Raw genomic sequence first — 25557 nt, 5'->3', positions numbered from 1 at the left:
ATTTCAGCCGGCGGACAAACGGCCGGCCTTTGGGACGAGTGAACCCCTGGTGCCGCAGGCCGGCCCAAACTGCGCGGCCATCGGCGACGGTTTTTTGGCTGCGCCCTACCCCGCCGGACTGCCCACAAACTCCAGTTCGACCCGGCGGTTGGCGCCGCGGCCCTCAGGCGTAGCGTTGGTTGCAACGGGGTCGGCCGGCCCCATGCCGATGGCCTCGATGCGCTCGGCGTCGACCCCCTTGCCGACCAGGTAGCTCTTCACGATCTGCGCCCTGAAACGGGACAGCCAGGTGTTGTAGCTGGCGGCCCCGGCATTGTCGGTATAGCCCCTGATGGTCACCCGCAGCCCCGGGTCGCGGGCGAGCAGCATGGCCGCCTGCTCCAGGGTCGCGTAGGCCTCCGCGGACATTTCATTGGAATTGTACATGAAGAAGACCCGCATTTTTTCAGGCGGCACGGGCAGCGGCGGCGCGGGGGTGGCCGCAACGGGGGCGGGGGGTTCCCCGGGCGGTGCGCCAACCGAACTGTCGGCCCCGCCCGCGTCGCCCCGCAGGGCGGGTTGCTGGTCGGAAGCCACCGGCGCCTGGGCCGGCGCGGGGCTGGTTGCGGCAACAGCGCCGGCCGGCGGGGCCGGCCGATGGGGAGCAGCCGACGGGGTATTCTCTCCGACGACGGCCTCCCGGCCCACCCCGGCGACCGGCGGTGCGAGGACATCGCGCCGGCCGTCGTATGACGCCCGGCGGTCCTGCAGGAAAAGAAAGGTGATGAAAATCAGCAGCGCCAGCACCAGCAGCCCGATGAAACGGTCCAGCGGGCTCCAGCCGGCCCGGGGCAGCGGCGCGGGCGGCGCGGCCGCAGGAGCGGCGACCCTGGCCGGATCGACGCTTTCCGCCACCGGCCGTGCGGCCGGCGGCGCCTGGGCGGGATCCGGCGCGGGGGCATGGGACTTGATTTCCAGCTCCCGGGCGCATTCCCTGATAATCTGCGGGCCGATGGTCTTGGCCTCCTCGACATAGCCCGTCAACAGCGCCAGGTCGCAGATGATATTGATCAGCCGGGGATAGCCGCCGGAGAATTCATAGATGCCGCGCACGGCGCCGGCATCGAAAATTTTGCCCTCCCGCCCGGCGACCTGGAGGCGGTGGCGGATGTACTGGCCGGTTTCCTTCTCGTCTAGCGGCCCGATGTTGTAGTTCAAGGTGATGCGCTGCCGCAGGGCGCGGTTTTCCCGCTTGAGCAGGGTGTCGTTGAACTCGCTTTGGCCCACGAAAAAAATGTTGAGCAGCTTGGTTTCCTGCTTCTCGATGTTGGAGAGCAGACGGATCTCCTCCAGAATGTCGTACTGCAGACGCTGGGCCTCGTCGACGATCAGCAGCACTTTCTGGTTGCGGCTGTAGGTCTGGTGAAGGAACTGGGTGAAGCGGATCAGAAAAGCGCCCTTGGTGGCGAAGACCGTGTCGAGCTGAAAGGCGTCGGCGACAAAATTGTAAAAATCCAGCGGCTCCAGATTCGGGTCGGGCAGCGTGGCCACCAGAACATTGTCCCCCAGCTGGCTGGCCAGGGCGTTGATCAGGGTGGTTTTACCGGTGCCCACATCGCCGGTGAGCAGCAGAAACCCCTTGTTGTCAAGAATCCCGTACTTGAGGGTGGCCAGGGCCTCCTTGTGTTTTTCCCCCAGCCAGAGGAAGCGCGAGTCGGTGGATATCTGAAACGGCTTGACCTTGAGTTCGTAAAAGTCCAGGTACATGGGGCAATCCTGAAGGGTGCTTGAAAAGGGTTGGGACCCGCAACATCAGTCCGCTTGCAGGCGGTGCAGGACGTCCTCCACCTCCCGGCGAATCTCGTCCAGACGCTCCGCCGAGAGCGCCTCGAAGCGCAGGACCAGCGCCGGCTGGGTATTGGAGGCGCGCACCAACCCCCAGCCGTCATCGAAGCGCACCCGCACGCCGTCGATGTCGATGACGTCGTGGCGCCGGCGGAAATGCTCGGTGATGCGGGCGACCAGGCTGAACTTGCGATCGTCCGGGCAGTCAACCCGGATCTCGGGGGTGGTGAAGGTGCGCGGCACGTCGGCCAGCAGCTCGGGGATGCGCCGGTCGGTGGCGGCCAGGATCTCCAGCAGGCGACAGGCCGCGTAGAGCGCGTCGTCGTAGCCCAGGTAGCGGTCGGCGAAGAAGATGTGCCCGCTCATCTCCCCGGCCAGCGCCGCCCCGGTTTCCTTCATCTTCTGTTTGATCAGCGAGTGGCCGGTTTTCCACATGATGGCGCGTCCGCCGCGGGCGCTGATGTCGTCGTAGAGGGTCTGGGAGCACTTGACCTCGGCGATGAAGGTCGCCCCGGGCTTGCGGGAGAGCACTTCACGCGCCAGGATGATCATCAGCTGGTCGCCGTAGATCAGGGCGCCGGTGTGGTCCACGACACCGATGCGGTCCCCGTCGCCGTCGAAGCCGAAGCCGACGTCCAGGTGGTTCTCGCGCACCAGGGCCTGCAGGTCCCGCATGTTGGCGGCCACCGTGGGGTCGGCCTCGTGATTGGGGAAGCGGCCGTCGGGCTCGCAGTAGAGATCGAAGACCTCGCAGCCCAGGTCCTTGAGTAGCGGCACGGCGGTCAGGCCGGCGGTGCCGTTGCCGGCATCAACACCCACCCGCAACGGGTGCTCCAGGCGAATGGTGTCCCGCAGGTAGTCGCGGTAAGGTGGCAGGATGTCGAACCCTTCGCGCTCTCCCCGGCCCTGCCGGAAGCGGCCGTCACGAATCAGCTGCAGGATCTCCTGCAGCTGGCCGCCAAAAACCGAATCGGTCCCGCTGCAGACCTTGAAGCCGTTATACTCCGGCGGGTTGTGGCTGGCGGTGACCATCACACCGCCGTCGGCGGACAGGTGCCGGATGGAAAAATAGCCCACCGGGGTCGGGCACAGGCCGATATCCACCACCTGGCAGCCGGTGGCGACCAGTCCGCGCATCAGCCTCTCGGCGTAGCGCTCGGAGCTCTCGCGGCAGTCGCGGCCGACAGTGATGCGGCGATTGCCGCGCGCCAGCAGGTAGGTCCCGATGCCCTTGCCGATCAGCTCGACATCGGCATCGTCCATATCCTTGCCGGCGATTCCCCTGATATCGTATTCCCTGAACATCTCCGGGTTCACCGCGACCTCCTTCCGTGTTGGATGCCCGCCCCAGCGACGGTTGAAATCTTTAGCGCCACGCCGCCGCCAAGGCGGCCAGCCCTACCGCCCAACAGTATGGGGCGAAGCGGTGAAGGCGCCCCTGGCGCACCACCCGCAGCAGGACCCGCAACGCCACGTAGCCGGTGACGGCGGCGGTCGCCCCGCCAAGCAGCATCATCGCGGCCGAAACCGAGGAGGCCGCCCAGGACCCGTCCAGCCCCAGGGCCAACGCCCCGATAATGGCGGGAATTGAAAGCAGAAACGAATAGCGGCCGGCCAGCTCGCGGTCGATTCCCAGAAAAAGGGCGGCGCAGATGGTGGAGCCGGAGCGCGAGATGCCCGGCAAAATGGCCATCCCCTGGACCAGCCCGATGGTCAGTGCATCACCGCTGTGGACCTGCTCCAGCGACCGGCTGCGCCCCGCCAGACGGCGCGTCAACCACAGCAAGGTACCGGTTATCAGCAGCATGGCGCCCACGATCCCCACCGAGCCGAAAATCCGGTCGGCGACCCGGTGAAAGAGCAGCCCCAGAAAAGCGGTGGGAATGCTGCCCAAGATGATCAGGGCCGCCAGGCGCACGTCCTGGTTTTCGGCAAAAAGCGGCCGGATCCCGCCGGCCGCCGTCAGCAGCCGCGGCAGGCGCAGCAGGGTCGTCAGAAGCGAGCGCAGCTCACGGAAAAAAACCAGGCAAATGGCCAGCAGGGTGCCGACGTGCAAGCTGATATCGAAGAGCAACTCCGGCTCCCTGAAGCCAAAGAGGTTCTGAAACAAGACGAGATGGCCTGAACTGCTCACCGGCAGAAATTCGGTCAGCCCCTGGACCACCCCCAGGCTAACGGCGTATATCGGCTCCATCGAATGCGCACTTTACCTTTCTATGCTACCGTATCTATCGCGTGCCGGCCTCGAAACCTTCAGTCCGAATGCCGCGCAATGCTCAAAAAAAGGCGCCCGCGCCCTGGCCGGGCATACGAAAGGGCGGGGCGTCAACCTTTAACCACCGCCATGGGCCGCAGGCGGGCCACCTTGCGCGAAATTCCCGAGCCGTGGACCACCGCCACCACCTGGTCGATGTCCTTGTAGGCATCGGGCATTTCCTCACGCAGGGTGGACTTTCCGGTCCAGCGCACCAGGATGCCCCGGTCTTCCAGCTCCCGATACACGGCCCGGCCCTTGCTGGCCTTGATGGCGGCGTTGCGGCTGAGCACCCGCCCGGCCCCGTGGCAGGTGGAGCCGAAGGTTTCCGCCATGGCCCGCTGGGTGCCGGCCAGGACGTAGGAGGCGGTGCCCATATCGCCGGGGATGATGATGGGTTGGCCCACCGCGCGATATTCCGGGGCCAGCGAGGGGTGGCCGGGGGCAAAGGCGCGCGTCGCCCCCTTGCGGTGCACGCAGACCACCTGCCGGCGGCCGTCCACGACGTGCTCTTCACGCTTGGCGATGTTGTGGCAAACGTCGTAGATCAGTTCCATCCCCAGTTCCCGGGGACCGATGCCGAGAACCCGCATGATCACCTCACGGGCGCGGTGCATCAGAATCTGGCGGTTGACCCAGGCGTAGTTGGCCGCGCAGGCCATGGCCCGCAGATAGCGCCGGCCGGTGGGCGACTGGATTTTGGCGCAGGCCAGCTGGCGGTCCGGCAGCGGAAAGTCCAACTCCTTGAGGTGCCGGGTCATGTCGGCCAGGAAATCGTCGCAGACCTGGTAGCCCAGCCCGCGCGAGCCGGTGTGCAGCATCAGGGTCAGCTGCCCCTCGAAAAGACCGAAAGCCCGGGCGGCCGCCTCATCGAAAATGGTCTCCACGACCCCGACCTCCAGAAAATGATTGCCGGAGCCCAGGGTGCCCAGCTGGTTTTTGCCCCGTTCCAGCGCCCGCTCGCTGAGCAGCTCCGGGTCGGCCTGGGCCAGGCAGCCGCCCTCCTCGGTGTGGTCCAAATCGCGCTGGCTGGCGAACCCGTTGCGCAGCGCCCAATGGAGGCCCTCGGAGAGCACCTTTTTTTCCTCGCGGCTGTTCAGCTTGACGGGTCCGGTGGACCCCACCCCCGAGGGGATCTGCTGGTAAAGGGCGTTGACCAGGTCCTCCAGCCGCGGCCGCAGGTCTTCGGCGAGAAGCGCGGAGCCCGCCAGGCGCACGCCACAGTTGATGTCGTAGCCCACCCCGCCGGGGGAAACGACCCCCGTTTCCCAGTCGAAAGCGGCCACCCCGCCGATGGGGAAACCGTAGCCCCAGTGGATGTCGGGCATTGCCAGGGAGGCCTTGACGATGCCGGGCAGGGTGGCGACGTTGGCCACCTGCTGCAGGCTTTCGGCCTGGCCGCTGCCGGTCAGCATCGCGGCGCTGGCGTAAATAATCCCGGGAACCCGCATCAAACCGGTTTGCGGCAGCTCCCAGCGAAAGTCGTCGATTTTTCTAAGATCAGCGGACACGGCCCCTCCTTTCGACGGCTCAGAGCGCCGGCGCCCAAACGGGATTTCGCGTGGGCTTAACCGTAGCGCAGCGCCTCGACCGGCTGCAGCCGGGCGGCCTGGCGCGCCGGATAGAGGGTGGAAAGAAAGCAGATCAGCAGGCTGGCGGCCGTCACCGCCAGCACATCCAGGGCCTCCACCCGCACCGGCAGGGTGGTGGTGAAGAAATAGACGTCGCCGGGCAGCTCGATGAAGCGGTAGCGCTTGAGCAGCAGACAGAGCAGAAACCCCAGCAGGCCGCCGATCAGGGTGCCGGCGGCGCCGATCACCATCCCCTTGAAGACGAAGATCTTGCGGATGCTGCGGTTGGTGGCCCCCATGGCCTTCAGGATGGCCACATCGCGGGTCTTTTCCATCACCATCATGATCAGCGTGCTGGAGATGTTGAAGGCCGCCACCAGCACGATCAGAATCAAAATGATGAACATCACGGCCTTCTGCAGTTTGAGCATGGCGAAGAGGTTGTGGTTGGTCTGCATCCAATCGCGCGCCCAGTTGGGAAAGCCCAGGATGCTGTTGACGCGTGCGGCAATCTCAGCGGCGCGGTAGATGTCATCCACGCGCACCTCAAGACCGGTGACCGCATCCCCGATGGCCAGCAGCCGCTGGGCCTCGGCAAGCGCCACGTAGGCCAGGTGGGAGTCGTATTCGTGCATCCCGGACTCGAAGAGCCCGGCCACCACATAGCGGTTCATGGCCGGCACCTGGCCGGCCGCGGCGCCCGAAATCCGGGGGGAAATCAGAAAGACCGCCTCTCCCGGCGCCACCTTGAGATTTTCGGCCAGTAGCCGGCCCAGGATGATCCCGGGCGCGGCGCCCGCGCCGGCCTGGCGCTGGTAGCGCGCCAACTCAAGCGGCAGCGCAAGGCCGTCCGCGCTAAGAAGCCCGTGAACCGGCGCATCCGGCGCCATCCCGCGCACAACCGCGCCGGACATGCCACCCGCCGAGCGCATCATGGTCTGGGCATAGATGAAAGGGGTCACCGAGACGACCCCGTCGATGCCTGCCAGCCTCTCTCCCAGGGCGCGGTAGCCGGTCAGCGGGCCACCGTGGTGCATCACCAGCACATGGGGTTCGACCGTCAAAATCCGCGACTTGAGATCAGCCTCAAACCCCGCCATGACCGCCAGCACGACGATCAGGGTCATGACCCCCAGGGCGATCCCGGCCGCGGAGAGCACCGTGATGATGGAGATGAACGCTTCCCGCTGCCGGATCCGCAGGTAGCGCCGACCGATGAAGCGCTCAAACGACATTCGGATCAGGGCTCCAGCACGGCTTTTTGGATCACCACCGGCGTCTGGGGGACATCGCCGTGGCCCCCGCGCCGGCCGGTGGCCACGCTCTCGATGGCCGCGACGACATCCATCCCCACCGCCACCCGGCCGAAGACGCAGTAGCCCCAACCCTGCCCGGTGGGGGCGCGGTGGTCGAGAAAGGGGTTGTCGACGGTGTTGATGAAAAACTGGGCCGTGGCCGAGTGCGGGTCGGCCGTGCGGGCCATGGCGACGCTGCCGCGGCGGTTGGGCAGCCCGTTGGCCGCCTCGTTGGGAATCGGCGCGCGGGTCGGCCGGGGCGCCATGTCGGGGGTCATCCCGCCGCCCTGGATCATGAAGCCCTTGATCACCCGGTGGAAGATCAACCCGTCGTAAAACCCTTCACGCACGTAGTCCAGAAAATTGGCCACGGTTTGGGGCGCGGCCCGGGGGTCCAACTCCAAGACGATGGCCCCCATGCTGGTTTCCAGCCGCACCCGGGGCGGGTCTTCGGCGGCCTGGACGAAGCCGGCCGCCGACAGCCAGAACGACAGCAGCAGCGCAATTTTGATTTTCAACGCACTTCTCCTCGAACCGTTCCGCCGGCAGTCGGCTGCGGGTTCTTGTGGACCGGCAGCGGCCCCCAGCTCTGGCCGGTGGGCATGACCTCCACGCGGTTGATGTTGACGTGGGCCGGCCGGGTGGCCGCCCAAAAAACGATCTCGGCGATGTCCTCGGCCGTCAGCGCCTGGGTGTCGCGGTAGACCCCGGCCGCCTTGCCGGCGTCACCCTTGAAGCGCACCTGGGAAAATTCGGTTTGCGCCAGGCCCGGTTCGATGCTGGTCACCCGCACGCCGCTGCCGTGCAGGTCGGCCCGCAGATTGCGGGAGAACTGTTTGACGAAGGCCTTGGTGGCGCCGTAGACGTTGCCGCCGGGATAGGGCCAATCCCCGGCGATGGACCCGATGTTGATGATGTGCCCCCGGCCGCGGCGCAGCATGCCCGGCAGCAGGGCCCGGGTGCAGTAGAGCAGCCCCTTGATGTTGGTGTCCACCATGGTCTCCCAATCGTCCAGATCGGCCTCCGGGGCCATGTCGAGGCCCAACGCCAGCCCGGCGTTGTTGACGAGCAGATCCACCGCGGCGAAGTCATCGGGCAGCCCGCCGAGGGCCGCCGCGACCGCCCGGCGATCGGTGACGTCCAGGACCAGCAGGTGCACCGGGACGCTGTGGCCCAGCTCGGCCCGCAGGGATTCCAGGCGCTCCGTGCGCCGGGCGGCCAGCACCAGGCGCCAGCCCTGGCGGGCGAAAAGACGGGCGCTGCTCGCGCCAAAACCGGAAGAGGCGCCGGTGATCAAAACGGTCTGGTTCATCCGCTTCTCCTGAATTTCGATGGGAATCCGCCGCAGCGGCGCCCGTGGGCGGCCCGTGGGGGTTAAATTCACCAGGCCGCCCAGGCCAGGGCCGCGATGCCCAGCAGCCCCAGCAAAAGACGGCGGTCGCCGGCGCTCAGGCGGCGGGTGTGGGGATAGCGCAGCAGGAACCAGCCCAGATGCGCCAGGGCCACCAGCGGCAGGGCCGGCACGGGGCGCCCGCTGAACTGGGCCACCCACACGGCCAGGGTCAAACCCGCCGCCGCAACCGGAAAAAAAAGCGCCGTCCGGCCCCGCCGGACCATGGCGCCAAGCGGTGTCGGGGCCAGGTTGTCGGTCAGATCGAACTTCAGTGCCGCACCTGTCAGGAAGACCACCATGATCCAATCGGAGACGCCGAAAATCGGCAGCAGGCCCCCGCTTCCCCAAAAGGCGGACTTGACCAGCAGCGCGTCCCCGGCCGGCAGGGGGCCGGTCATGCCCCCCTTATAGTATGTTTCAATGCTTTCCGCAATCCGCCGGGTGGGTCCGGCCAGCACGCTGGCGCCGTCCACCAGGGCCATCAGGACCCCCACCGGCACCAGCTCCGCCGGCCGCCGCAGCCCATCCGGCAGCCAGGTGCCCACCAGGCAGGCGAAGACCACCAGATTGGCGCTGCCCAGCGGCGCCAGCAGCGGGTGGATGCCGCCGCCAAGCCGCTCGACCAGCCAGAAAATCAGGCCCACGCCGATGCTGCCGACGATCAGGACGATCCGCCGCCGGGGGCGCCGGTGCAACCGTGGGGCCAGCTGGACAACAAAGCCCGCGGTGAACTGGGCCGCGACCCAGACCGTGGCCAAAACCGCCGCGGCCGCTCCGAAAGACGGCCCGAGGGCCCGCAGGGGCGCGCCAGCGGTCTGGATCAGCAGGGCGGCCAGCCACCAGAGGCCGTAAAGTGCCCCCAGCCGGCCGAGCGTTCCGGCGAGGTGCACCGCTGCGGCCGTGGGGGCCGCGTCTGGGCGCTCACTGCGTGTCGCCATGGCCGGTTGACATCACCTCACTTCTTTCGATGGGCTGACGGGCGGCGAGTCGCGCCAGCTGCTGCGCCAGAATTTTGTTGTAAGTCCGGATCGCATCCACGTAGCGCACCGGTTCGTCGCCGCGGGCGAAGCCATAGGCCAGGTCGCGGTAGTACTTGCGGTGGCGCAAAAGCGGCAGGGTGTCGCGAACCGCAGGCCAGGTGTCGGCCGCCTTGTCCAGTCGGCCGGCCAGCAGGCGGGCGTCCTGGAGGTGGCCGAAGCCGACGTTGTAGGCCGCCAGCGCCATATAGGTCCGGTCCGGTTCCGGTACCGCGGGGTCGATGCGGCGATGCAAATCGGCCAGGTAGCGGCCACCGGCGGAGATCGACTGCCGGGCATCCAGGCGATTGGAGACCCCCAGCTCGCTGGCGGTTTCAAGGGTCAGCATCATCATCCCGCGCACGCCGGTGAAGCTCTTGGCCTTGGGGTCCCAGTGGGACTCCTGGTAGGCCTGGGCCGCCAGCAGCAGCCAGCTGAAACCGTTTTCCTCGGCCGCAGCCTGGAAAAAGGGGATGAACTGCGGCAGCCGCGTCTGGATGCGGCTGCGGAATTTGACCAGGTCGACGTAATCGAAGGCTTCCAGGTGGCCGTAGTAATGCTGGTCGAGCCTTTTGAGCAGCGCCCGGGTTTCCGGTCGCGCAAACCAGCGATAAACCGCCTTCTGCAGCTGGAGGCTTCCCGGCGCCAGGGCCCAGGCGACCTCACAGTTGGCCTGGAGGTCCAGGTGCACCAAAAGCTCCGGGTAATAGCGCCGGTTCAGGGCCACGACATTGGACTCGGCGACGGTCAGCGGGATGATCTTCTGCCAGACCATCTCCAGCAGCTCTTCGGTTTCATAACCGGAAACCGTCATCAAGCGAATCCCGCCCCGCTCCCGCCGCAGCTCCTCCAGCAGGCCCTGCTGGGCGGAGCCGGCCTTGACCCAGATCGGGAGCCCGTCGAGGTCGTCAACCGCTGTGATCGCGGGCGCGCCCCGGCGGCCGATGACCTGCTGGCGGACCTTGCGGTAGGCCGGACCGAAAACGACGCGTTTTTTGAGCGCCGGGGTGACCACCAGGTCGGATGCGATCAGATCGGCCTCGCCCCGGATCAGGCGCTCCACCATCTCCCCCAGGGTGTCCACCACCACCGGCTGCAGACGGACCCCCAGCTGGCGGGCAAAGGCTTTGGCAAGATCGTGCTCGAAGCCCTCGTAGCCGTGCGCCCCGCGGAAATAGCAGGTGGCCGCGTTGCGGGTCAGCACCCGCAGGGTGCCCCGCTGGCGGATCACCTCGAGTTCGTGCTGGAAGCGCCACCCGTGGCAGACCCCGGCAAACCCCAGTAGGCAGACGGCGGCCAGCAGCAGGGACCGGATTGCACCCCGGCGATGCCAAAGAGGGGTTGCAAACGACCTGGGCCTGGGCCGCAGACCCTCTATGCCGCGCCAGACCCTCAGGGAGCCTCCGGCGCGTGCTTTAGCAAGCGGTCGCGAAAGCACTCCCGGGCGACCAAAAACATCCGGCAGACGCCCACCGATGCCGTCACCCGCAGCCCTGCCGCCATAACCCTGGCCCGCCCCGCGGGCGGCCCCCACAGCCCATAGGCCACCATTGCCATGCTCCTTTTTTGACTCCCCGGCCCGGCACCGCTGCACGGCCCTTTTAAGCGTATCGACCCCGGCAAGGCGGGGGTTGATCGGAAGCCTGCCGCAAAAAACCCGCCGCGGCACAGACGGTTGACAACCCCAGCGCGGGTTCTATATACCGTCACAGCAGGGGCGCAGGTCGCCGCGCGGCCGCCAAGCGGATGGACGCCGGCTGCCGCGACAGTCCTTTAAACCCATCAAACCAGAATGAAAGAACCGGCATGGACGATTTCGCACTCAAGGCGATATCCCCGGTGGACGGCCGATACTGGCGCGTGACCGCGAGCCTCGGCGACTATTTTTCCGAAGGCGCCCTGATCCGCTACCGCGTGCTGGTGGAGGTGGAGTATTTCATCGCCCTGTGCGAACTGCCGCTGCCCCCCCTGCGGGCCCTGGATGCGGCGCGCCGGGATGCGCTGCGGGCCGTTTACCGAAATTTCAGCCACACCGACGCTGCGCGCGTCAAGGCCATCGAGGCGACCACCAACCACGATGTCAAGGCGGTCGAGTATTTCCTCAAGGAAAGGTTCGACGCCCTGGGGCTTTCGGCCTTCAAGGAGTTCATCCACTTCGGACTGACCTCCCAGGACATCAACAACACCGCCCTGCCCTATGCCCTCAAAGCCGCCTGGCAGGCCGTTCTGGAGCCTGCCCTTAACGAGGTCATCACCGCCCTGGCCCGCAAGGCCGAGGAATGGAAGCCGGTCGCCATGCTGGCGCGCACCCACGGGCAACCGGCCTCCCCCACCAGCCTGGGCAAGGAGCTCTATGTTTTCGTCGACCGGCTGCGCCGGCAGCAGGCGCTCCTGCAAACCATCCCTTTTTCGGCCAAGTTCGGCGGGGCCACCGGGAACTTCAACGCCCATCACGTGGCCTACCCCGAAATCGACTGGATGGCCTTTGCCGACCGCCTGGTCGCGGACGCTTTAGGCCTCCAGCGCACCCCGGTCACCACCCAGATCGAATCCTACGACAACCTGGCGGCCCTGTGCGACGCCCTCAAGCGCATCAACACCATCCTGATCGACCTCGACCGCGACATCTGGGCCTACATCTCGCTGAACTATTTCCAGCAGAAGATCCGCAGCGGCGAGATCGGCTCCTCGGCCATGCCCCACAAGATCAACCCCATCGATTTTGAAAACTCCGAGGGCAACCTGGGCGTTGCCAACGCCATCTTCAGCCACCTGGCGGCCAAGCTGCCCATTTCACGCCTGCAGCGCGACCTGACCGACTCGACGGTGATCCGCAACATCGGAGTCCCCATCGCCCACACCCTGATCGGCCTCAAATCCCTTTCCAAGGGGCTCGGCAAGCTGATCCTCAACCCGGCGGCCATCGCGGCCGACCTGGAGCGCAACTGGGCGGTGGTGGCGGAGGCCATCCAGACCATCCTGCGCCGCGAAGGCTACCCCGAGCCCTACGAGGCCTTGAAGGCCCTCACCCGGACCCACGCGACCATCGACCGCCGCGCCATCGCCGATTTCATCGCCACCCTGGCGGTGCCGGAGGCCGTCAAAGCCGAGCTGCGGCGCATCACCCCCGGCAACTACACCGGCATCCTGCCCTTCTGACCCCATGGCAGGGCCGGCCCTCAAATGGCTGTGCGCAGGCCGCCGTCGGCTTGCGCGCGGGGTCGGTTTATTTCGCCAGCGGGCCGGCCGCCGCCTGCCACCGCCCCTCGACAGGGACCTTGTAGAGGGCCACCAGGCCGCCGGTGGCGAACTTGGCGACGATCTCGCCGAAGACAATGGCCGTCAGCATGCCCGGGGCAAACACCCCGGCAAAGGCGATGAGATTGAACAGCACGCTGTCCAGGGGGATGCTGACCAGGTTGGAGCCGGTCACCCGCTGCAGCCAGGGGCGCGCCAGGAGCTTCTGATACACCTCGGTGTCGGCGGTTTCACTGAGCACGATGGCGATGAAACTGGCGCTGATGATCCGCCACGGGACGCCCAGGAGAAGGGACTCGAGCACCATGCCGGCTGCGGCCGCAAGGATCATGGTGTAGACCGCTTTGCGCCCATGTCGGTGGACCCGGTCGCGCTGGGTGAAGGTGATGCCAAATACCAGGGTCCCCACCGAAACCAGACCAAAGAGCGGCAGGGGGATAAACCAGGTGGCGGTGTAGTTCGCGATCAATACGGCCGCGATGTAGATCGACATGGAACGCTTCACGGGGATGGCTCCTGTGGTGGTGGGGTAATTCCGGGCGGCGCTTCCCAGTGCCGCCTGCTGAGCCCCCACCTCTAACGGCGCCAACGGCAAAAGTCAATCCCCGCGGCCGCGACCCGGTGAGCCGGCGCGCCGTTCGGCCGGCCGCCCGCTGGCGGTCATATCGCCCGGGTCCCACGGCACCGGCGGTCCGGCCGCGGCCGTGCGCAGCTCGCAGCGGGTCTTCCGGCAGACCGGGCATTCGGGCTCCCGGCAGGGGTCCATGTGGACCAGCACGCTGGCCTGGGGGCCGAACTCGGCCATCAGCAGGGCTTCCAGGGCCTCGGCCTCGCGGTGGGCCTTTTCCAGGGAGAGGTCTCGGGGCAGGATCACGTGGAAATCGATGTGCACGTAATCCCCGGATTTCCAAGCGCGCAGCTGGTGGACGTCGATCCAGAGCGCTTTGCGGTGCCGCTCGATCAGGGCCGCGATGCGCTCCAGGAGCTGGGGGTTGGCAGCGTCCATAAGCCCGGAAAAGGCCTGCCGAACCAGCTTCGCACCGATCACCAGGATGTTCAGGCCAAGCAGGCAGGCGATGGCCCCGTCCAGCCAGTACCAGCCGGTCAGGTGGACCAGCCAGAGCCCCGCCAACACCCCGGCCGAGGTGTATACATCGGTGATCAGGTGCTGGCCGTCGGCCACCAGCACCAGGGAATCGGTTTGGCGCCCGACCTTGACAAGCCCCAGCCCCAGCAACAGGTTGACGCCGCTGGCCGCTAGCAGCAAAAGCAGCCCCGCCTGGAGCGCGGGCAGGGGCCGCGGCGCCAGCAGCCCCGTGATGCCCACCTTGAAAATCCCCAGGGCGGCGACGATGATCAGGGCCCCCTCGAAACCGGCCGAGAAAAACGCGATCTTGCCGTGGCCGTATGGGTGGCTCTCATCGGCGGGCTTGGCGGCCAGGATCACGCTTACCAGGGCAAAGGCGCTGGCGACGACGTTGATGATCGATTCCAGGGCATCGGAGAGCACCGCCGAGGAGTGGGTCAGACGGTAGGCGTAGAACTTGATGACCAGCAGCAGCGCCCCGATGCCGAAGGACAGGCTGATCGCTAGGATGCGCAGTTTCAGATGCCGGCCGGTGACAGGCGCGGGTTCTTGGGTGGCTTGAGCTGTCATGTGGATCACGTCCGATCTGCCGGCCCGAAGACCTGATGGAGACCGCCACCGGCACCACGGCGCGCGGCAGCAGCCCTCCTTCAGGGGTCTCACGGGGTTTCCAGGGAAATCCCCAGGTCGGCCAGCTCGCGGGCGGCCAGCGCACCCCAACCGCGGTTGGCGGCCGGGTTGGCCGGGCTGGGGTGGGTCAGGCGCCCGATGACCACCGGAAGACCCGCCAGCACCTGGAGGGCGCGGGTTGCGGCGAATTTTCCGACCCCCACCACATAGCGCGGCTTTAACACGGCCACAGTGCGGCGCAGGGCGCGGTCGCAGGCGGCCAGCAGCGGGAGGCGCTCGGCCGCGGGCAGCGCGTCGGGCGTGCGGTTGCGGCCGCCGGCCTCGATGAAGATCAGGGGGCAGTAGTTGGCCACGAAAAAGCGCGCAAAGAACCGCTCCGGCGTCTGGAAGGTCTCCCGCACCCAGCCCCAGAGACGGGCGCCGCTGACTTCGCTGCGGGTGCAGGCAAAGCCCGTCACCGGCCTCTTGGGATGGGTTGCGGCCGGTGCCCCGACGGGGGCCGCGATCTTCAGCCAGTCCCGCACCAGGCGAACCTCACCGAAGGGCACGCCGGTCTGGGCCATCCCCCAGGGGCCGGGATTCATGCCCAAGAGCAGGACCTCCTTGGGGGCTTGCCCGTAGAGGGTCAGGTAGTGGGCGTAGGCCTCGCCGGCGTAGATCAGCGGGTTATAGACATGGCTCACCGGCGGCCCGAAGCGCAGGCCTTGGAGGTCTCTTATCAACTCCTGGGTGATCTGGGCAAGGGTCATGGGGTCTCGCTCCAAGCGACCGGCCGGCTCACGGGGCGACCCGCGGCCCGTAGAGCCGGCGGGTATTGGCGTAAAGGGCGGCGCGCAGCTCGGCCGCGGGCACCTGCTTGAGCTCCGCCAGAGCGGCGATCACGGCTGCGGCATTGGCCGGTTCGTTGCGCAGGCTCGGGTCAGGCCCCAGGACCGGGCTGTCGGTTTCCACCAGCAGGCAGTCCAGGGGCAGACGTCGGACCAGCTTCTGCTTCTGGCGCGAGCGCACTACCGAGGGCGGGATCGAGAAAAAATAGCCGGCCGCAATCGCCGGCAGGGCCGCGCCGGCCTTGCCGTCAAATGCGTGCAGCTGGACTCTGGCAGCCCCGCTGGCCAGCAGCAGGTCCACCGTCTGGCGCCCGGCGGAGCGGGAGTGCACGTTGAGCGGCAGGTCCAGCTCGCGGCCGAGGGCGATGAACATGGCGAAGATCTCACGCTGGCGCGCCCGGTCGTCCGCGTCCGCCACCAGCCGGTAGTCCAGCCCGACCTCCCCGATTCCCGCCAGACGGTGGTGCTCCCGGCGGATCAGGGCCATTATGGCCGCCGCCGCTTCCAGGTCCAGATGGGCCGGGTAAAGCCCCACAGCCGGCTTGATCTCCGGGAAGCGCGCGGCCAGCTCCAGGGTCCGCCGGGCGTCGGTCAGGGTTTCGGATACGGCCACCACCGCGACGACCCCGGCCGCGCGGGCGCGGGCCAGAACGGACTCGCGGTCACCGTCGAAAACCGGGTCGCAGAGATGGGCGTGGGTATCGACGATCACGGCCGCGGCGCCCCGATCAGCGGCGGGCGGGGTCTCTTCACGCATCGTCCCCCTGATCGCCGGGAACCCCCAGAAAGTATTCCTCGTACTGGGTCGGCCCCTCCTGGTAGATTTCCATCATGGCCTCGAAGGTCCGCCGGGCCCGGTTCTCCTTCCAGCGGTGCCAGGAGTTCATATCCTGCCAGGTGCCGATCACCAGCAGGGTCTGGGGGTCGCGGCTGCTCACCAGGGTCTCGCCGGTGATGTAGCCCGGCTGGTTCATGGCCCCCGCCCGGAACTCGTTTAATAACGCCAGGACTTCCTTGTCGGTCCCTTTTTTAAACCGCCGTTTGATGAGTACTTTGGCCAGCATGACAACCTCCTTGCGCCGTGCAGACAGCGCGCTCAGGTTTGTTTTTTGGCCTGCTCGGCCACCGCCTGGATGGCGGCTTGAACAGCCGCCTGGTCGCCCAGATAACGGCTGCCGATGGTCTTGAGGGAATCGTCCAGTTGGTAAACCAGGGGCACCCCGGTGGGGATGTTGAGGGTGGTGACGGCCTGATCGGAAAGCGCGTCCAGGTGTTTGACCAGTGCCCGCAGGGAGTTGCCGTGGGCGGCGATCAGCACCCGGCGGCCCTGGCGGACGGCCGGCGCGATCTCCTGGTGGAAATAGGGCATGAAGCGCCCGACGGTGTCCTTGAGGGACTCCGTGCAGGGGATCTCCCCGGCGGCCAGGTCGCGGTAGCGGGGGTCCCGGCCGGGGTGGCGCTCGTCCCGGGGGTCCAGCGGCGGCGGGGGGATGTCGTAGCTGCGGCGCCAGACGTGCACCTGCTCCTCGCCGTGGCGGGCGGCGGTCTCGGCCTTGTTGAGACCTTGCAGCGCCCCGTAGTGGCGCTCGTTCAGGCGCCAGTTGCGGATCACCGGAATCCACATCAGGTCCATGGCGTCCATCACGATCCACAGGGTCCGGATGGCCCGTTTGAGCACCGAGGTGTAGGCCACATCAAACGTGAAGCCCTCGGCCGAGAGAAGTTCGGCGGCTTTCCGGGCCTCGGCGATCCCTTCGGCGGTCAGGTCCACGTCGGTCCATCCGGTGAAGCGGTTTTCGCGGTTCCAGAGGCTCTCGCCGTGTCGCAGCAATACGAGTTGGAACATTTCGGGGGGCCCTCCCTGGCGGCGGTTGGGGTTAGCGGGGGTGGACCGCTGCGGTTCGGGCAGGCAGGGGCGCTGAAGAGGCGCCGGATCCGCGGCGACCGGTTCCCGATCAATTTTCATCATGATACGGGCAGAATCAAAAATCAAGCCGTTTGCCGGCGGAACGCGATGGCCCTCGGCCGATCCGGCCGACCAGCAGCGTCAGATGCAGCCCCCCGTGGGGCAGGGGATGCAGGCGCGCCGCAAACGGCAGGGCCTCGACCAGCTTCCGCTCCGGCGCGATCACGGCACAGCGCCAGCCCCGGTAAAGCGCCTGCAGCCGATCCAGGATCCGCTGAAAGAGATCCGCGCTGGCCGCCGGCGTTCCCAGGCGACGGCCGTAGGGCGGGTTGATCACCACCAGCCCAGGGGCAGCGGCCAGGGAGTGCGGGTCCAGATCGAAAAAATCGCCCTGTGCCACCCTGACCCAGTCCGCCAGCCCCGCGGTTTCCAGGGTGTATGCAAGGCGCGCGACACTCCGGGGGGACTTGTCCAGGGCGAAAATCCGGCGGTCCTGGGGGACGGCCGTGGCGGCATCGACCTCCCGCAGCAGGTGGCGCCAGCGGGCGGGCGCAAAGGCCGGCCAGCGCATGAAGGCGAATTCCCGCCGGCGCCCGGGCGCAATACCAGCCGCCATCAGGGCGGCCTCCAGGCAGAAAGTCCCGCTACCGCACATCGGGTCCAGCAGCGGCTCCGCGCCGCTGAAGCCGGCGATCAGCAAAATCGCGGCCGCCAGGGTTTCTCTGAGCGGCGCCCGGCCGCCGTGGGTCTTGATCCCCCGCTTGTAGAGGTTCTCCCCGCTGCTGTCCAGGGAGAGGGTCAGGCGATCGTCCAGCAGGCGGACAAACAGCTGCTGGGGGGCGGCGAGGTCGCCCGAGGCGGCGGAAGTGACAGCCAAGGCCGCAAACCGCTCGGCGACAGCCCCGCGGACACGCCCGGCCACCGCCTGGCTGTGGTAGAGGCGGGAATGCCGCGCGGTCACGTGCACGGCCGGCAGCTCCCCGGCCGGCAGGTAAAGCTCCCAGGGGATCTCGGCCAGCCGCTTTTCCAATGCCCCGAAGCCGCCGGCCTTGAACTCCGCCAGGCGCATCAGCACGCGGGATGCGGTGCGCAGCTGCAGGTTGGCTCGGTAGAGGTCCATCAGGCGCCCCTGGAAGACCAACCCGCCGTGAACCGGCGTGAGACTGCGGCCGTCGTTAAAAAGGGCCCCAAGCTCCCGCCGGCAGAGGACTTCAAGCCCCGGTGCGGCCACCACGAAAAAGGTGTGGGCCGGACCGGCGACGTGGCGTTTGGTCCGTCTTTGCAGGGCCTGACCAGCAGCGGGTTTCATCCCTCATCCGCCCCCACCGGCCCGCCCACCGGATGGCCGGGGGCCGCCGGCCCCAGCTCATGCCGGACCTGCAGCAGCACCACCGAGGCAATCACCAGCGCACCGCCCAGGAGCTGCAGCGGGGAGAGGGCCTCTCCGAGCAGGAAATAGGAAATGACCGCTGCCGCAATGGGCTCCAGGGTCGCCGTGATGCTGGCGCGGGTGGCGCGGATGCGGGTGACCCCCTGGAGAAAGAAGCCGAAGGGCAGCAGCGTGCCCATCACCCCGATGTAGAGGATCCAGCCCCAGTCCGCCGGCCCATAGGGGCCGAAAAAGGCGCCCAGGGGCGGCTGCAGCAGGTTCCAGGTCAGGAAGGCGAACAGCAGAGCGTAGAAAAGCACGGTCAGCGGCGGATAGCGGCGCATGCCAAACTCCCCCTGGATCGCGTACCAGGCGAACGTCGCCGCCGACATCAGACCGCTTAAAATGCCCACGGTGTTGAGGGAGAGCACGTCCAGATCGTAGGCCCCGACCACCAGGTAGCAGCCGGCCACCGCGCCCAAAATGGCGGTCAGGGTGGTGCGGTCGGGGTACTCGCGGGTGAAGACGGCGGCGTAGAGGGCAATGAAGGTCGGTGAGAGGTACTGCAGCAGGATGGCGGTGGCGACGTTGATCCGGCTGATGGCGAAAAGGTAGGTGAACTGGGCGGCGGCCAGAGCGCCGCCGCCCAGCAGGGCGAAATAGAGCAGATCGCGCCGGGCGATCCGCAGCAGGGCGGGCCGCCGCAGCGCCAGCCAGACGAAGAGAAAGGCGCTGGCGATCCCCAGACGCAGCTGGACCAGCTGAAAGGGCGAAACCCCATGGGAAAAGAGCATTTTGGCGGCCGTGCCGGAGGTGGCCCATAAAATTGCGGCCAGCATGACATACAGGTAGCCCGGGTTGACGATGGGGAGAGAGGATTTGGCCTTCATGGGCGCTTTCGGCACCGGTAAGAGTTCAATTCTGGGTGGCTTTGTCCGGCCGCACGGCCTTGCAACGGACGGCGGCCAAAGGCCGTGCAGATGAGGTTCCTCTAACAGGGTTGGGCGGCGGTTGTAAATCGAATTCGGCGGCCGAAGGCGGTCCCGGCCGGGTTTGACATCCCGCAGGCTTTTCGATAACAAGAGCTGAGAGCGGGCCGCTGCGCCCGCGTGCACGCATGGAATGAAACCCTTTGGGCACAGGGAGGGCCGCACATGGCAGGCATCAACAAGGTCATTCTGGTCGGACGGCTGGGCCGCGACCCCGAGGTTCGCTACACCACCGACGGACGCGCCATCGCCAACTTCAGCATCGCCACCTCCGATGAGTGGAAGGACAAGAACACGGGTGAGAAAAAAGAGCGCACCGAATGGCATCGCATCGTGGCCTTCGGCAGCCTGGGGGAAATATGTGGTAAATACCTTGCCAAGGGGCGCCAGGTCTACATCGAGGGCCGCCTCCAGACCCGCAGCTGGGAAAAGGACGGCGTGACCCGCTACACCACCGAGATCGTCGCCGGCGACGTGCAGTTCCTCGGCGACCGCAACCAGCAGGAGGCCGGCCGCCCGATGGCCGGCGGGGGCGGCAGTGGAAGCGGCGGCGCCAGCGGGGGCGGCGGCGGCGACTATCCCGGGCCGCCCTACCCCGACACCACCGATGACGACATCCCGTTTTGAGACCAGGCCGGTGGACAAACAAGCGGCCGGTTGAAACTCCTCGGGCCTTCAACCCCAAGCACGGTTGAGGGCCCGAGCTGTTTCGGGGCATGAGCGCCGTCGGGCGGCGGTGAATGCCGATCGCGGCCGCCCGTCAGGGGGCCCCGGCGCCAAGGTGGTCCAGCAGGGCCCAGGGCAAAAACTGGGCGTAAACCTCCCACGCGTGGGGGCCGTAGCCGCCGGCCATGAGGTGCGCCTGGGGGATTCGGCGGGACTTGAGAAAATCGTAGACCAGGCGGTCGCGGGCGCCGAGCTCTGCCAGGGTGAGGTTCAGGCCGGCGGTGGAGGGCAGCCCGTCCTTCTCGTAGGGGTCGGCGCCGCCGACCACCACGGCGATCTCCGGCGCCGGCAGCCGTGCGGCCATCTCTTCCAACCCCGCGGCCAGGCGCGCCACGTAGTGGTCCTCCTCGCCGGATTCGATGGGGATGTCGATGTCGCTGGGGATAAACGACGGGTTGGGCGTGCCATCGGGGTTTTGGGGGGACCCGTCCAGGGGCCAGCCGCGGGCCATGTGGACGCTGAGGGTCACGATGCTCGGGTCGCCGCTGGTCAGGGCGGCGGTGCCATCGCCCTTGTGGGCGTCCACGTCCACCACCCAGGCGGTCCGCACCAGGCCCTCGGCCTGCAGTTTGCGGATGGCGACGACGATGTCGTTCAGCAGGCAGAAGCCGTTTCCGAAATCCCATTGGGCGTGGTGCATGCCACCGCCGAAGTAAAAGCAAAAACTTTCGGCCAGAGCCAGCCGGCAGCACTGCCAGGTGCCGCTCACGATCCCGAGGGTCCGCTCCAGGATCCCGCGCAGCGGCTGCCGAGCGAGTTCGGGATGGTAGCGGTGGCGGCGCCCCCGGGCATCCACCAGCTCGTATGTGCGCACGATCTCCCCCTCCAGGCCGTCGCCGAAGAGCCGCTCCACATACGCCGGGCTGTGCGCCCGGCACAGGTCCGCGCGGGTGATCCGCTCGGCCGCCGGGGTGCGGTACCAGCGCACGGCCCGCGGCCCCAACCAGGGGTGGGCCCTGAGGAGCGCCAGGGTTTTTTCGGCGCGATCGTCGGCGATGGGAATCGTGATGCCGAAGTCCCTCAGGCTCAGTCGGCGATTGGGGTCGTGAAGAATCACCTTTTGAGCTCGCAGAGGGCCGCCTGAACCTCGCTGGCGTGGTTTTTGACCTTGACCTTCTCCCAGCTCTTCTCGACCACACCCTGCGGGTTGATCAGAAAGGTCGACCGCACCACTCCCTTGTACTCCTTGCCGTACATCTTCTTGAGCTGCCAGACGCCGTAGCGCTCCATGACGGTGTGCTCCGGGTCGCTCAAGAGCTCCACCTTAAGGCCGTGCTTTTCGGCGAAGCGGGCGTGGGATTTCTCCGAATCCGGGCTCACCCCGAAAACCACCGCGCCCTCCTTCTCGAATTCCGGCAGAAGCGCGCTGAAGTCGACGGCTTCCTGGGTGCAACCCGAGGTGTTGTCCTTGGGGTAGAAGTAGACCACCCGCCATTTGCCGTCATAATCCGACAGGCTGACGGCCTTGCCGTCTTTATTGTTGAGCGTGAACTGGGGCGCCCGGGCGCCGGCCTGCAGTGGGTTTGACATGGTGACCTCCCGGTTGGGGGTTGATTTTGGGGTTGCCATGGTTTTCAAACAAGAATTTATTAAGCACCCCCGCCGGCGCTGTCAAACCGTCTCAAACCAATTTTTTACATTTGTTTTCAGGCTGTTGGTAGAGGGCGCTTGCCGGCCGGGGAAGGGGTGGCCGCTAGCCGGCCAAGGCGTTTTTGACCGCCAGGCCGATGGTTTCGAAGGTGTAGGGTTTGCGAATGTACTGCCCGGCCCCCAGCGCTTGGGCCGCCCGGACGCGCTCGGTTTCCGAAAAACCGCTGGCGATCAGGGCCTTCTGGCCGGGGGCGATTTTTTGAATCTGGCGGTAGGTTTCCAGCCCATCCATGCGGGGGCCCATGATCATGTCCAGCACCAGTAGGTCGACAGGACGCTCGCGAATGTAAGCCAGGGCCTCCTCCCCGCCGCCGACGCTGGCCGCACGGTAGCCCAGTTTGGTCAGCATCCGGGTGGCGATGATGCGCTGGTCCTCCAGGTCGTCCACCACCAGCACCCTCTGTCCCGCGCCCCGCAACGCCTCCAGGGCGACGGACCCGGCCACCGCGCAGAGGACCCGGCGGGTGGTCGGGAAGTAGAGCGAAATCGAGGTGCCCCGCCCTTCGCTGCTGCGGATGTCCACATAGCCATGGTGGTCCTTGACGGTCCCCCAGACCACCGCCATCCCCAGCCCCGTGCCGCTGCGCCCCATGACCTTTTTGGAGTAGAAGGGCTCGAAGATGCGCTCCTGGTCCTCGCTGGAGATGCCGATGCCGTCATCGGCGACCGTCAAAACGACGTAATCGCCGGCGGCGATTTCATCGTAGCCCTGGACCGGCCGGTCCAGACGGCGGTTTTCGGTCGCCACCCGGATCCCGCCGCCGTGGGGCATGGCCTCGGCGGCGTTGGAGACGAGATTCATGACCGTCTGTGAGAGGTGAACCGGGGACCCCTGAATGTTCGGCAGGTCATGGGACAGGTTTTTTTCCAGCCGCACCCGGGGGTGATAGGCCAGCAGCTTCTGGAACTCGGGGCTGATCAGGTAGGCCTCGATTACCTGGTTCAAATCGACCACCTCGGTGGCCACAACGCCCCGCCTGGCCAGCGTCAAAAGGTCCTGGACGATGCGCACGGCCTTCTCGCCGGAGGTTTTGATGGTCCGCAGCGGCGCCTGCAGCGGATCATTCTCGGGCAGGTCCAGCAGCAGCAGCTCCGGGTAGCTGACGATCCCGGAGAGAATGTTGTTGAGGTCGTGGGCCACCCCGCCGGCGAGGGTCCCGATGGCCTCCATTTTCTGCGCCAGCTGAAGCTTCTGGGCCAGGGCCTCCCGCTCTTCCTCAACCCGGCGGCGCTGCTGGATCTCCGAAGACAGACGCCGGTTGTTCTCCACCAGCTCCCGGGTGCGCGCCTGAAGCTGGCGTCTGAAAATCCAAAGAATCGCAGCGGCCAGCAGCACCAGAGCCGCCAGGGCCGGCAGCACCCAGCGGGCCCAGGCGGGCACGACGGGCTTGGTCCCGATGCCGAACCATTTCCCGAGGCTCCGGAAATAGACCGATTTTTCGTTGGCCTTGAGCCGCTTGAGGTGGTGGTCCAGGCGGAAAAGCAGCTCTTTTTCCTGGTTTTTGGGGGCGGCCCAGAAGAGCTTCTGGGGGCTGAGGATAATGGGGGTTTTGACGATCCTGTAGCGGCTCTCGTGGTGAAAACCGTAGGACTGGTTCACCAGGCCGACATCGCATTTGCCGATTTCCACCAGTTTCAGGACGTCTTCGTTTTCGAAGGCTTCGATAAAGCGGCTTTTGAGTTCGAACTGGTCGAGGATTTTCCTGAGGTTGAGGAAATAGATGTCATCCATCAGGACCGCTATTTTCTTGCCGCTCAAATCCAGCAGGGATTCGACCCTGACCCGCTTGTTGGCGTAGACCTGCCCCCAATCGGTGAACACGCTCTCGTAGTTGTAGTCGAAAGCCCGGGCGCGCTCCGCGGAGTGGGCGATCACCCCCAGCAGATCGATGCGGCCGTTGCGCAGGTTGTCGAGGCACTCCGGCCATGTTCCCGGAACATAGACGATCCGCCAGCCCTCCTGACGGGCGATGTGGGCCAGCAGATCGACATAGAACCCCCCGGCAACCCCGTTTTGATCGGTGTAGGCCAGGGGAACGCTGTCGTAGACGCCGACCCGGATGAGTCTGTCACCGCCCTGCACGGGAGCGGCCGCCAGTAAGAGCAGCGCCAGGATGGACGGTAGGTGAAAGCGCATGGCACCCCTCCTCCATGATACAGGGAGACGGCCGCCGGAGGGATGACCTGAGGCCATCTCTGCAAAGGGGCCGCAGGCCGCCAAAAATCCGGTGGCATTCAGGCGGGGGCCGGAAGGCCACGGGGACCAGGGGCAACCGGTCCAGTACTTCCCTATCGGATTTTGCGGCAGACGGCTTGAAAAACCGGCCCGCCGGGTCCCGCCATCCGCTGCAAAGGCAAAACGATAGAAATTTTCTATTGATTAGATTTTTTATATTGATATTTTCAAATTGACTTGAATTTCCAATCCTTCTAAATACTGGCGTCATGATCATCGCCTCGTTGTCTCTCTCTTCCAGGGGTTTTCGAATGAAACGGTTTTCCGGTTTTACCTGAGCAAGCACCATGAGTGCCGCCCGGGATGGCAGGCACAGGGTAAAACCGGCTGGCCGGCGGATGCCCCCCCGTCTTGAATGACCCAATTCGAATTCAGCCCGCCCGATCGGTTTGCCCGTTCATTTTCGTGCCCCACCATGAGGCTTTTCCTGCGGCTTTGCCTAGTCGAGGCTGACGGCAACGGCCGCCCCTGCGGCCACCGAAAGGAGCAGCGATGACGGAAGCGATACAACTGGGCAAAAAGAAGCACGGGATGGTTATGGACCAGGTGCGAGGTCTGCTGCCCGCGGGCTGCAACCTCAACCTGTGCCTCACCTGTGGGGCCTGCTCGGCAGGCTGCCCGGCCACCGGCCTGGAGGGGATGGACCCCCGCAAATTCCTGCGGCTGGCGGCCCTCGGCCTGGACGAGGCTATCACCGGGCACCCCTGGGTCTGGATGTGCAGCCTGTGCACCCGCTGCACCTATGTCTGCCCCATGGAGATCAACATTCCGGGCCTGGTCTACGAAGCCCGCAAGCTGTGGCCGCGCGAAACGCGGCCCAAGGGCATACTCGGCTCCTGTGACATGGCCCTGCGCAACAACAGCTGCAGCGCCATGGGAACACCCGAAGAGGATTTTCGCTTCGTGGTGGAGGACGTCTTGGAGGAAGTGCGCGAAAACCAGCCCGGCTGGGAGAATCTCCAGGCGCCCATCGACAAGCAGGGCGCCCATTTTTTTCTTTCCCAGAACTCGCGCGAGCCGGTCACTGAACCCGATGAAATGGTGCCGCTGTGGAAGATCCTGCACATCGTCGGCGCCGACTGGACCTACAGCTGCACCGGCTGGGGCGGGGAGAACTACTGCATGTTCCTGGCCGACGACGAAAGCTGGAAGCAGATCACCACCACCACCATCCGGCGCGCCGAGCAGTTGGGCTGCAAGGTCTATCTCAACACCGAATGCGGCCACTCCACCTACTCGGTCTGGCACGGGGCCAAGCACCACGGGATTCAAACCGATCTCGAGATCGCGCCCATGGTCCGCTACTACGCGCGCTGGCTGCGGGAAGGGAAGCTCAAGGTGAGCGCCGACTGGAACCAGGACCTGAAAATCAAGTTCACCGTTCAGGACCCCTGCCAGCAGGTGCGCAAGAGCTTCGGCGATCCGCTGGCCGAGGACCTGCGGGAGGTCGTCAAGGCCTGCATCGGCGCGGATAATTTCGTCGACATGAGCCCCAACCGCTCCAACAATTTCTGCTGCGGCGGCGG

At 66.5% G+C, this 25557-nt stretch carries 24 protein-coding genes; 3 read left to right on the top strand and 21 right to left on the bottom strand.

Annotation, left to right across the window (positions count from 1 at the left end; genetic code table 11):
• Positions 1-105: 105 nt before the first annotated feature.
• The 10 genes from LJE63_03080 to LJE63_03035 all read right to left on the bottom strand — a co-directional run bounded on the left by LJE63_03080 (position 106) and on the right by LJE63_03035 (position 10904).
• On the bottom strand, positions 106-1746 hold the full coding sequence (locus LJE63_03080; protein ID MCG6905584.1) for an AAA family ATPase: 1641 nt from the start codon (positions 1744-1746) through the stop codon (positions 106-108).
• A gap of 45 nt (positions 1747-1791) precedes the next feature.
• Positions 1792-3141 carry a phosphomannomutase/phosphoglucomutase gene (locus LJE63_03075; protein MCG6905583.1) on the bottom strand — a complete coding sequence of 450 codons (1350 nt, stop codon included), beginning with the start codon at positions 3139-3141 and terminating at the stop codon, positions 1792-1794.
• 49 nt (positions 3142-3190) lie between these two features.
• Complete coding sequence (locus LJE63_03070) at positions 3191-4018, bottom strand: undecaprenyl-diphosphate phosphatase (protein ID MCG6905582.1); 828 nt, start codon at positions 4016-4018, stop codon at positions 3191-3193.
• Positions 4019-4149: 131 nt separating this feature from the next.
• Positions 4150-5529 carry an RtcB family protein gene (locus tag LJE63_03065; protein MCG6905581.1) on the bottom strand — a complete coding sequence of 460 codons (1380 nt, stop codon included), beginning with the start codon at positions 5527-5529 and terminating at the stop codon, positions 4150-4152.
• A 116-nt stretch (positions 5530-5645) separates the two neighbouring features.
• Positions 5646-6884, bottom strand: coding sequence for a lipoprotein-releasing ABC transporter permease subunit (locus LJE63_03060; GenBank protein MCG6905580.1), 1239 nt, complete (start codon positions 6882-6884; stop codon positions 5646-5648).
• A gap of 5 nt (positions 6885-6889) precedes the next feature.
• The gene (locus LJE63_03055; GenBank protein ID MCG6905579.1) at positions 6890-7462 is read right to left on the bottom strand and encodes a peptidyl-prolyl cis-trans isomerase; all 573 of its coding nucleotides are present in this window, start codon (positions 7460-7462) and stop codon (positions 6890-6892) included.
• A complete protein-coding gene (locus LJE63_03050; protein ID MCG6905578.1) occupies positions 7459-8256 on the bottom strand; it encodes an SDR family oxidoreductase in 798 nt (265 codons plus the stop codon). Before LJE63_03050 ends, LJE63_03055 begins: the two co-directional genes overlap by 4 nt.
• 68 nt (positions 8257-8324) lie before the next feature.
• Positions 8325-9275: a hypothetical protein gene (locus LJE63_03045; protein ID MCG6905577.1), complete on the bottom strand. Its 951-nt coding sequence runs from the start codon at positions 9273-9275 to the stop codon at positions 8325-8327.
• Positions 9259-10791 (bottom strand): membrane-bound lytic murein transglycosylase MltF, encoded by a 1533-nt coding sequence (mltF, locus tag LJE63_03040; GenBank protein ID MCG6905576.1) that lies wholly within the window; start codon positions 10789-10791, stop codon positions 9259-9261. The genes LJE63_03045 and mltF overlap by 17 nt, the downstream gene beginning before the upstream one ends.
• Positions 10746-10904 (bottom strand): hypothetical protein, encoded by a 159-nt coding sequence (locus tag LJE63_03035; GenBank protein MCG6905575.1) that lies wholly within the window; start codon positions 10902-10904, stop codon positions 10746-10748. The genes mltF and LJE63_03035 overlap by 46 nt, the downstream gene beginning before the upstream one ends.
• A gap of 255 nt (positions 10905-11159) precedes the next feature.
• Here LJE63_03035 and purB point away from each other — a divergent pair, with 255 nt between their 5' ends.
• Positions 11160-12512, top strand: a complete 1353-nt coding sequence (gene purB / locus LJE63_03030) for an adenylosuccinate lyase (protein MCG6905574.1) — start codon at positions 11160-11162, stop codon at positions 12510-12512.
• A 67-nt stretch (positions 12513-12579) separates the two neighbouring features.
• Here the strand turns inward: purB and LJE63_03025 are convergent, their stop codons facing one another.
• The 8 genes from LJE63_03025 to LJE63_02990 form a co-directional block, all read right to left on the bottom strand.
• Positions 12580-13116 (bottom strand): VUT family protein, encoded by a 537-nt coding sequence (locus tag LJE63_03025; GenBank protein MCG6905573.1) that lies wholly within the window; start codon positions 13114-13116, stop codon positions 12580-12582.
• 93 nt (positions 13117-13209) lie between these two features.
• On the bottom strand, positions 13210-14268 hold the full coding sequence (locus LJE63_03020; GenBank protein MCG6905572.1) for a cation diffusion facilitator family transporter: 1059 nt from the start codon (positions 14266-14268) through the stop codon (positions 13210-13212).
• A gap of 89 nt (positions 14269-14357) precedes the next feature.
• Positions 14358-15077, bottom strand: coding sequence for a single-stranded DNA-binding protein (locus tag LJE63_03015; GenBank protein MCG6905571.1), 720 nt, complete (start codon positions 15075-15077; stop codon positions 14358-14360).
• A 28-nt stretch (positions 15078-15105) separates the two neighbouring features.
• Positions 15106-15912 carry a TatD family hydrolase gene (locus tag LJE63_03010; GenBank protein MCG6905570.1) on the bottom strand — a complete coding sequence of 269 codons (807 nt, stop codon included), beginning with the start codon at positions 15910-15912 and terminating at the stop codon, positions 15106-15108.
• On the bottom strand, positions 15905-16219 hold the full coding sequence (locus LJE63_03005; protein ID MCG6905569.1) for an antibiotic biosynthesis monooxygenase: 315 nt from the start codon (positions 16217-16219) through the stop codon (positions 15905-15907). The genes LJE63_03010 and LJE63_03005 overlap by 8 nt, the downstream gene beginning before the upstream one ends.
• A 32-nt stretch (positions 16220-16251) precedes the next feature.
• Positions 16252-17001 carry a 2,3-diphosphoglycerate-dependent phosphoglycerate mutase gene (gene gpmA / locus LJE63_03000; GenBank protein MCG6905568.1) on the bottom strand — a complete coding sequence of 250 codons (750 nt, stop codon included), beginning with the start codon at positions 16999-17001 and terminating at the stop codon, positions 16252-16254.
• 136 nt (positions 17002-17137) lie between these two features.
• Positions 17138-18370, bottom strand: coding sequence for an RNA methyltransferase (locus tag LJE63_02995; GenBank protein ID MCG6905567.1), 1233 nt, complete (start codon positions 18368-18370; stop codon positions 17138-17140).
• A complete protein-coding gene (locus LJE63_02990; GenBank protein ID MCG6905566.1) occupies positions 18367-19320 on the bottom strand; it encodes a DMT family transporter in 954 nt (317 codons plus the stop codon). Before LJE63_02990 ends, LJE63_02995 begins: the two co-directional genes overlap by 4 nt.
• A 264-nt stretch (positions 19321-19584) precedes the next feature.
• Here LJE63_02990 and ssb point away from each other — a divergent pair, with 264 nt between their 5' ends.
• Positions 19585-20046 (top strand): single-stranded DNA-binding protein, encoded by a 462-nt coding sequence (gene ssb / locus LJE63_02985; protein ID MCG6905565.1) that lies wholly within the window; start codon positions 19585-19587, stop codon positions 20044-20046.
• A 133-nt stretch (positions 20047-20179) separates the two neighbouring features.
• Here ssb and LJE63_02980 read toward each other — a convergent pair whose 3' ends face one another.
• The 3 genes from LJE63_02980 to LJE63_02970 all read right to left on the bottom strand — a co-directional run bounded on the left by LJE63_02980 (position 20180) and on the right by LJE63_02970 (position 23932).
• Positions 20180-21202, bottom strand: coding sequence for a histone deacetylase (locus LJE63_02980; GenBank protein ID MCG6905564.1), 1023 nt, complete (start codon positions 21200-21202; stop codon positions 20180-20182).
• Positions 21199-21675 (bottom strand): thioredoxin-dependent thiol peroxidase, encoded by a 477-nt coding sequence (bcp, locus tag LJE63_02975; protein ID MCG6905563.1) that lies wholly within the window; start codon positions 21673-21675, stop codon positions 21199-21201. Before bcp ends, LJE63_02980 begins: the two co-directional genes overlap by 4 nt.
• Before the next feature lie 163 nt (positions 21676-21838).
• Entirely contained in the window at positions 21839-23932 is a 2094-nt protein-coding gene (locus tag LJE63_02970; protein ID MCG6905562.1) for a transporter substrate-binding domain-containing protein, read from the bottom strand.
• Between the two features lie 591 nt (positions 23933-24523).
• On the opposite strand from LJE63_02970, the gene LJE63_02965 reads away from it, so the two are divergent.
• Positions 24524-25557, top strand: a 1034-nt coding sequence (locus LJE63_02965; protein ID MCG6905561.1) for a (Fe-S)-binding protein, incomplete at its 3' end; no start/stop codon positions are given.

This window comes from Desulfobacteraceae bacterium (assembly GCA_022340425.1).
GTDB lineage: Bacteria > Desulfobacterota > Desulfobacteria > Desulfobacterales > JAABRJ01 > JAABRJ01.
Note: the sequence above shows the minus strand (reverse complement) of the source record. Positions and strands in the feature narration are given on the sequence as shown.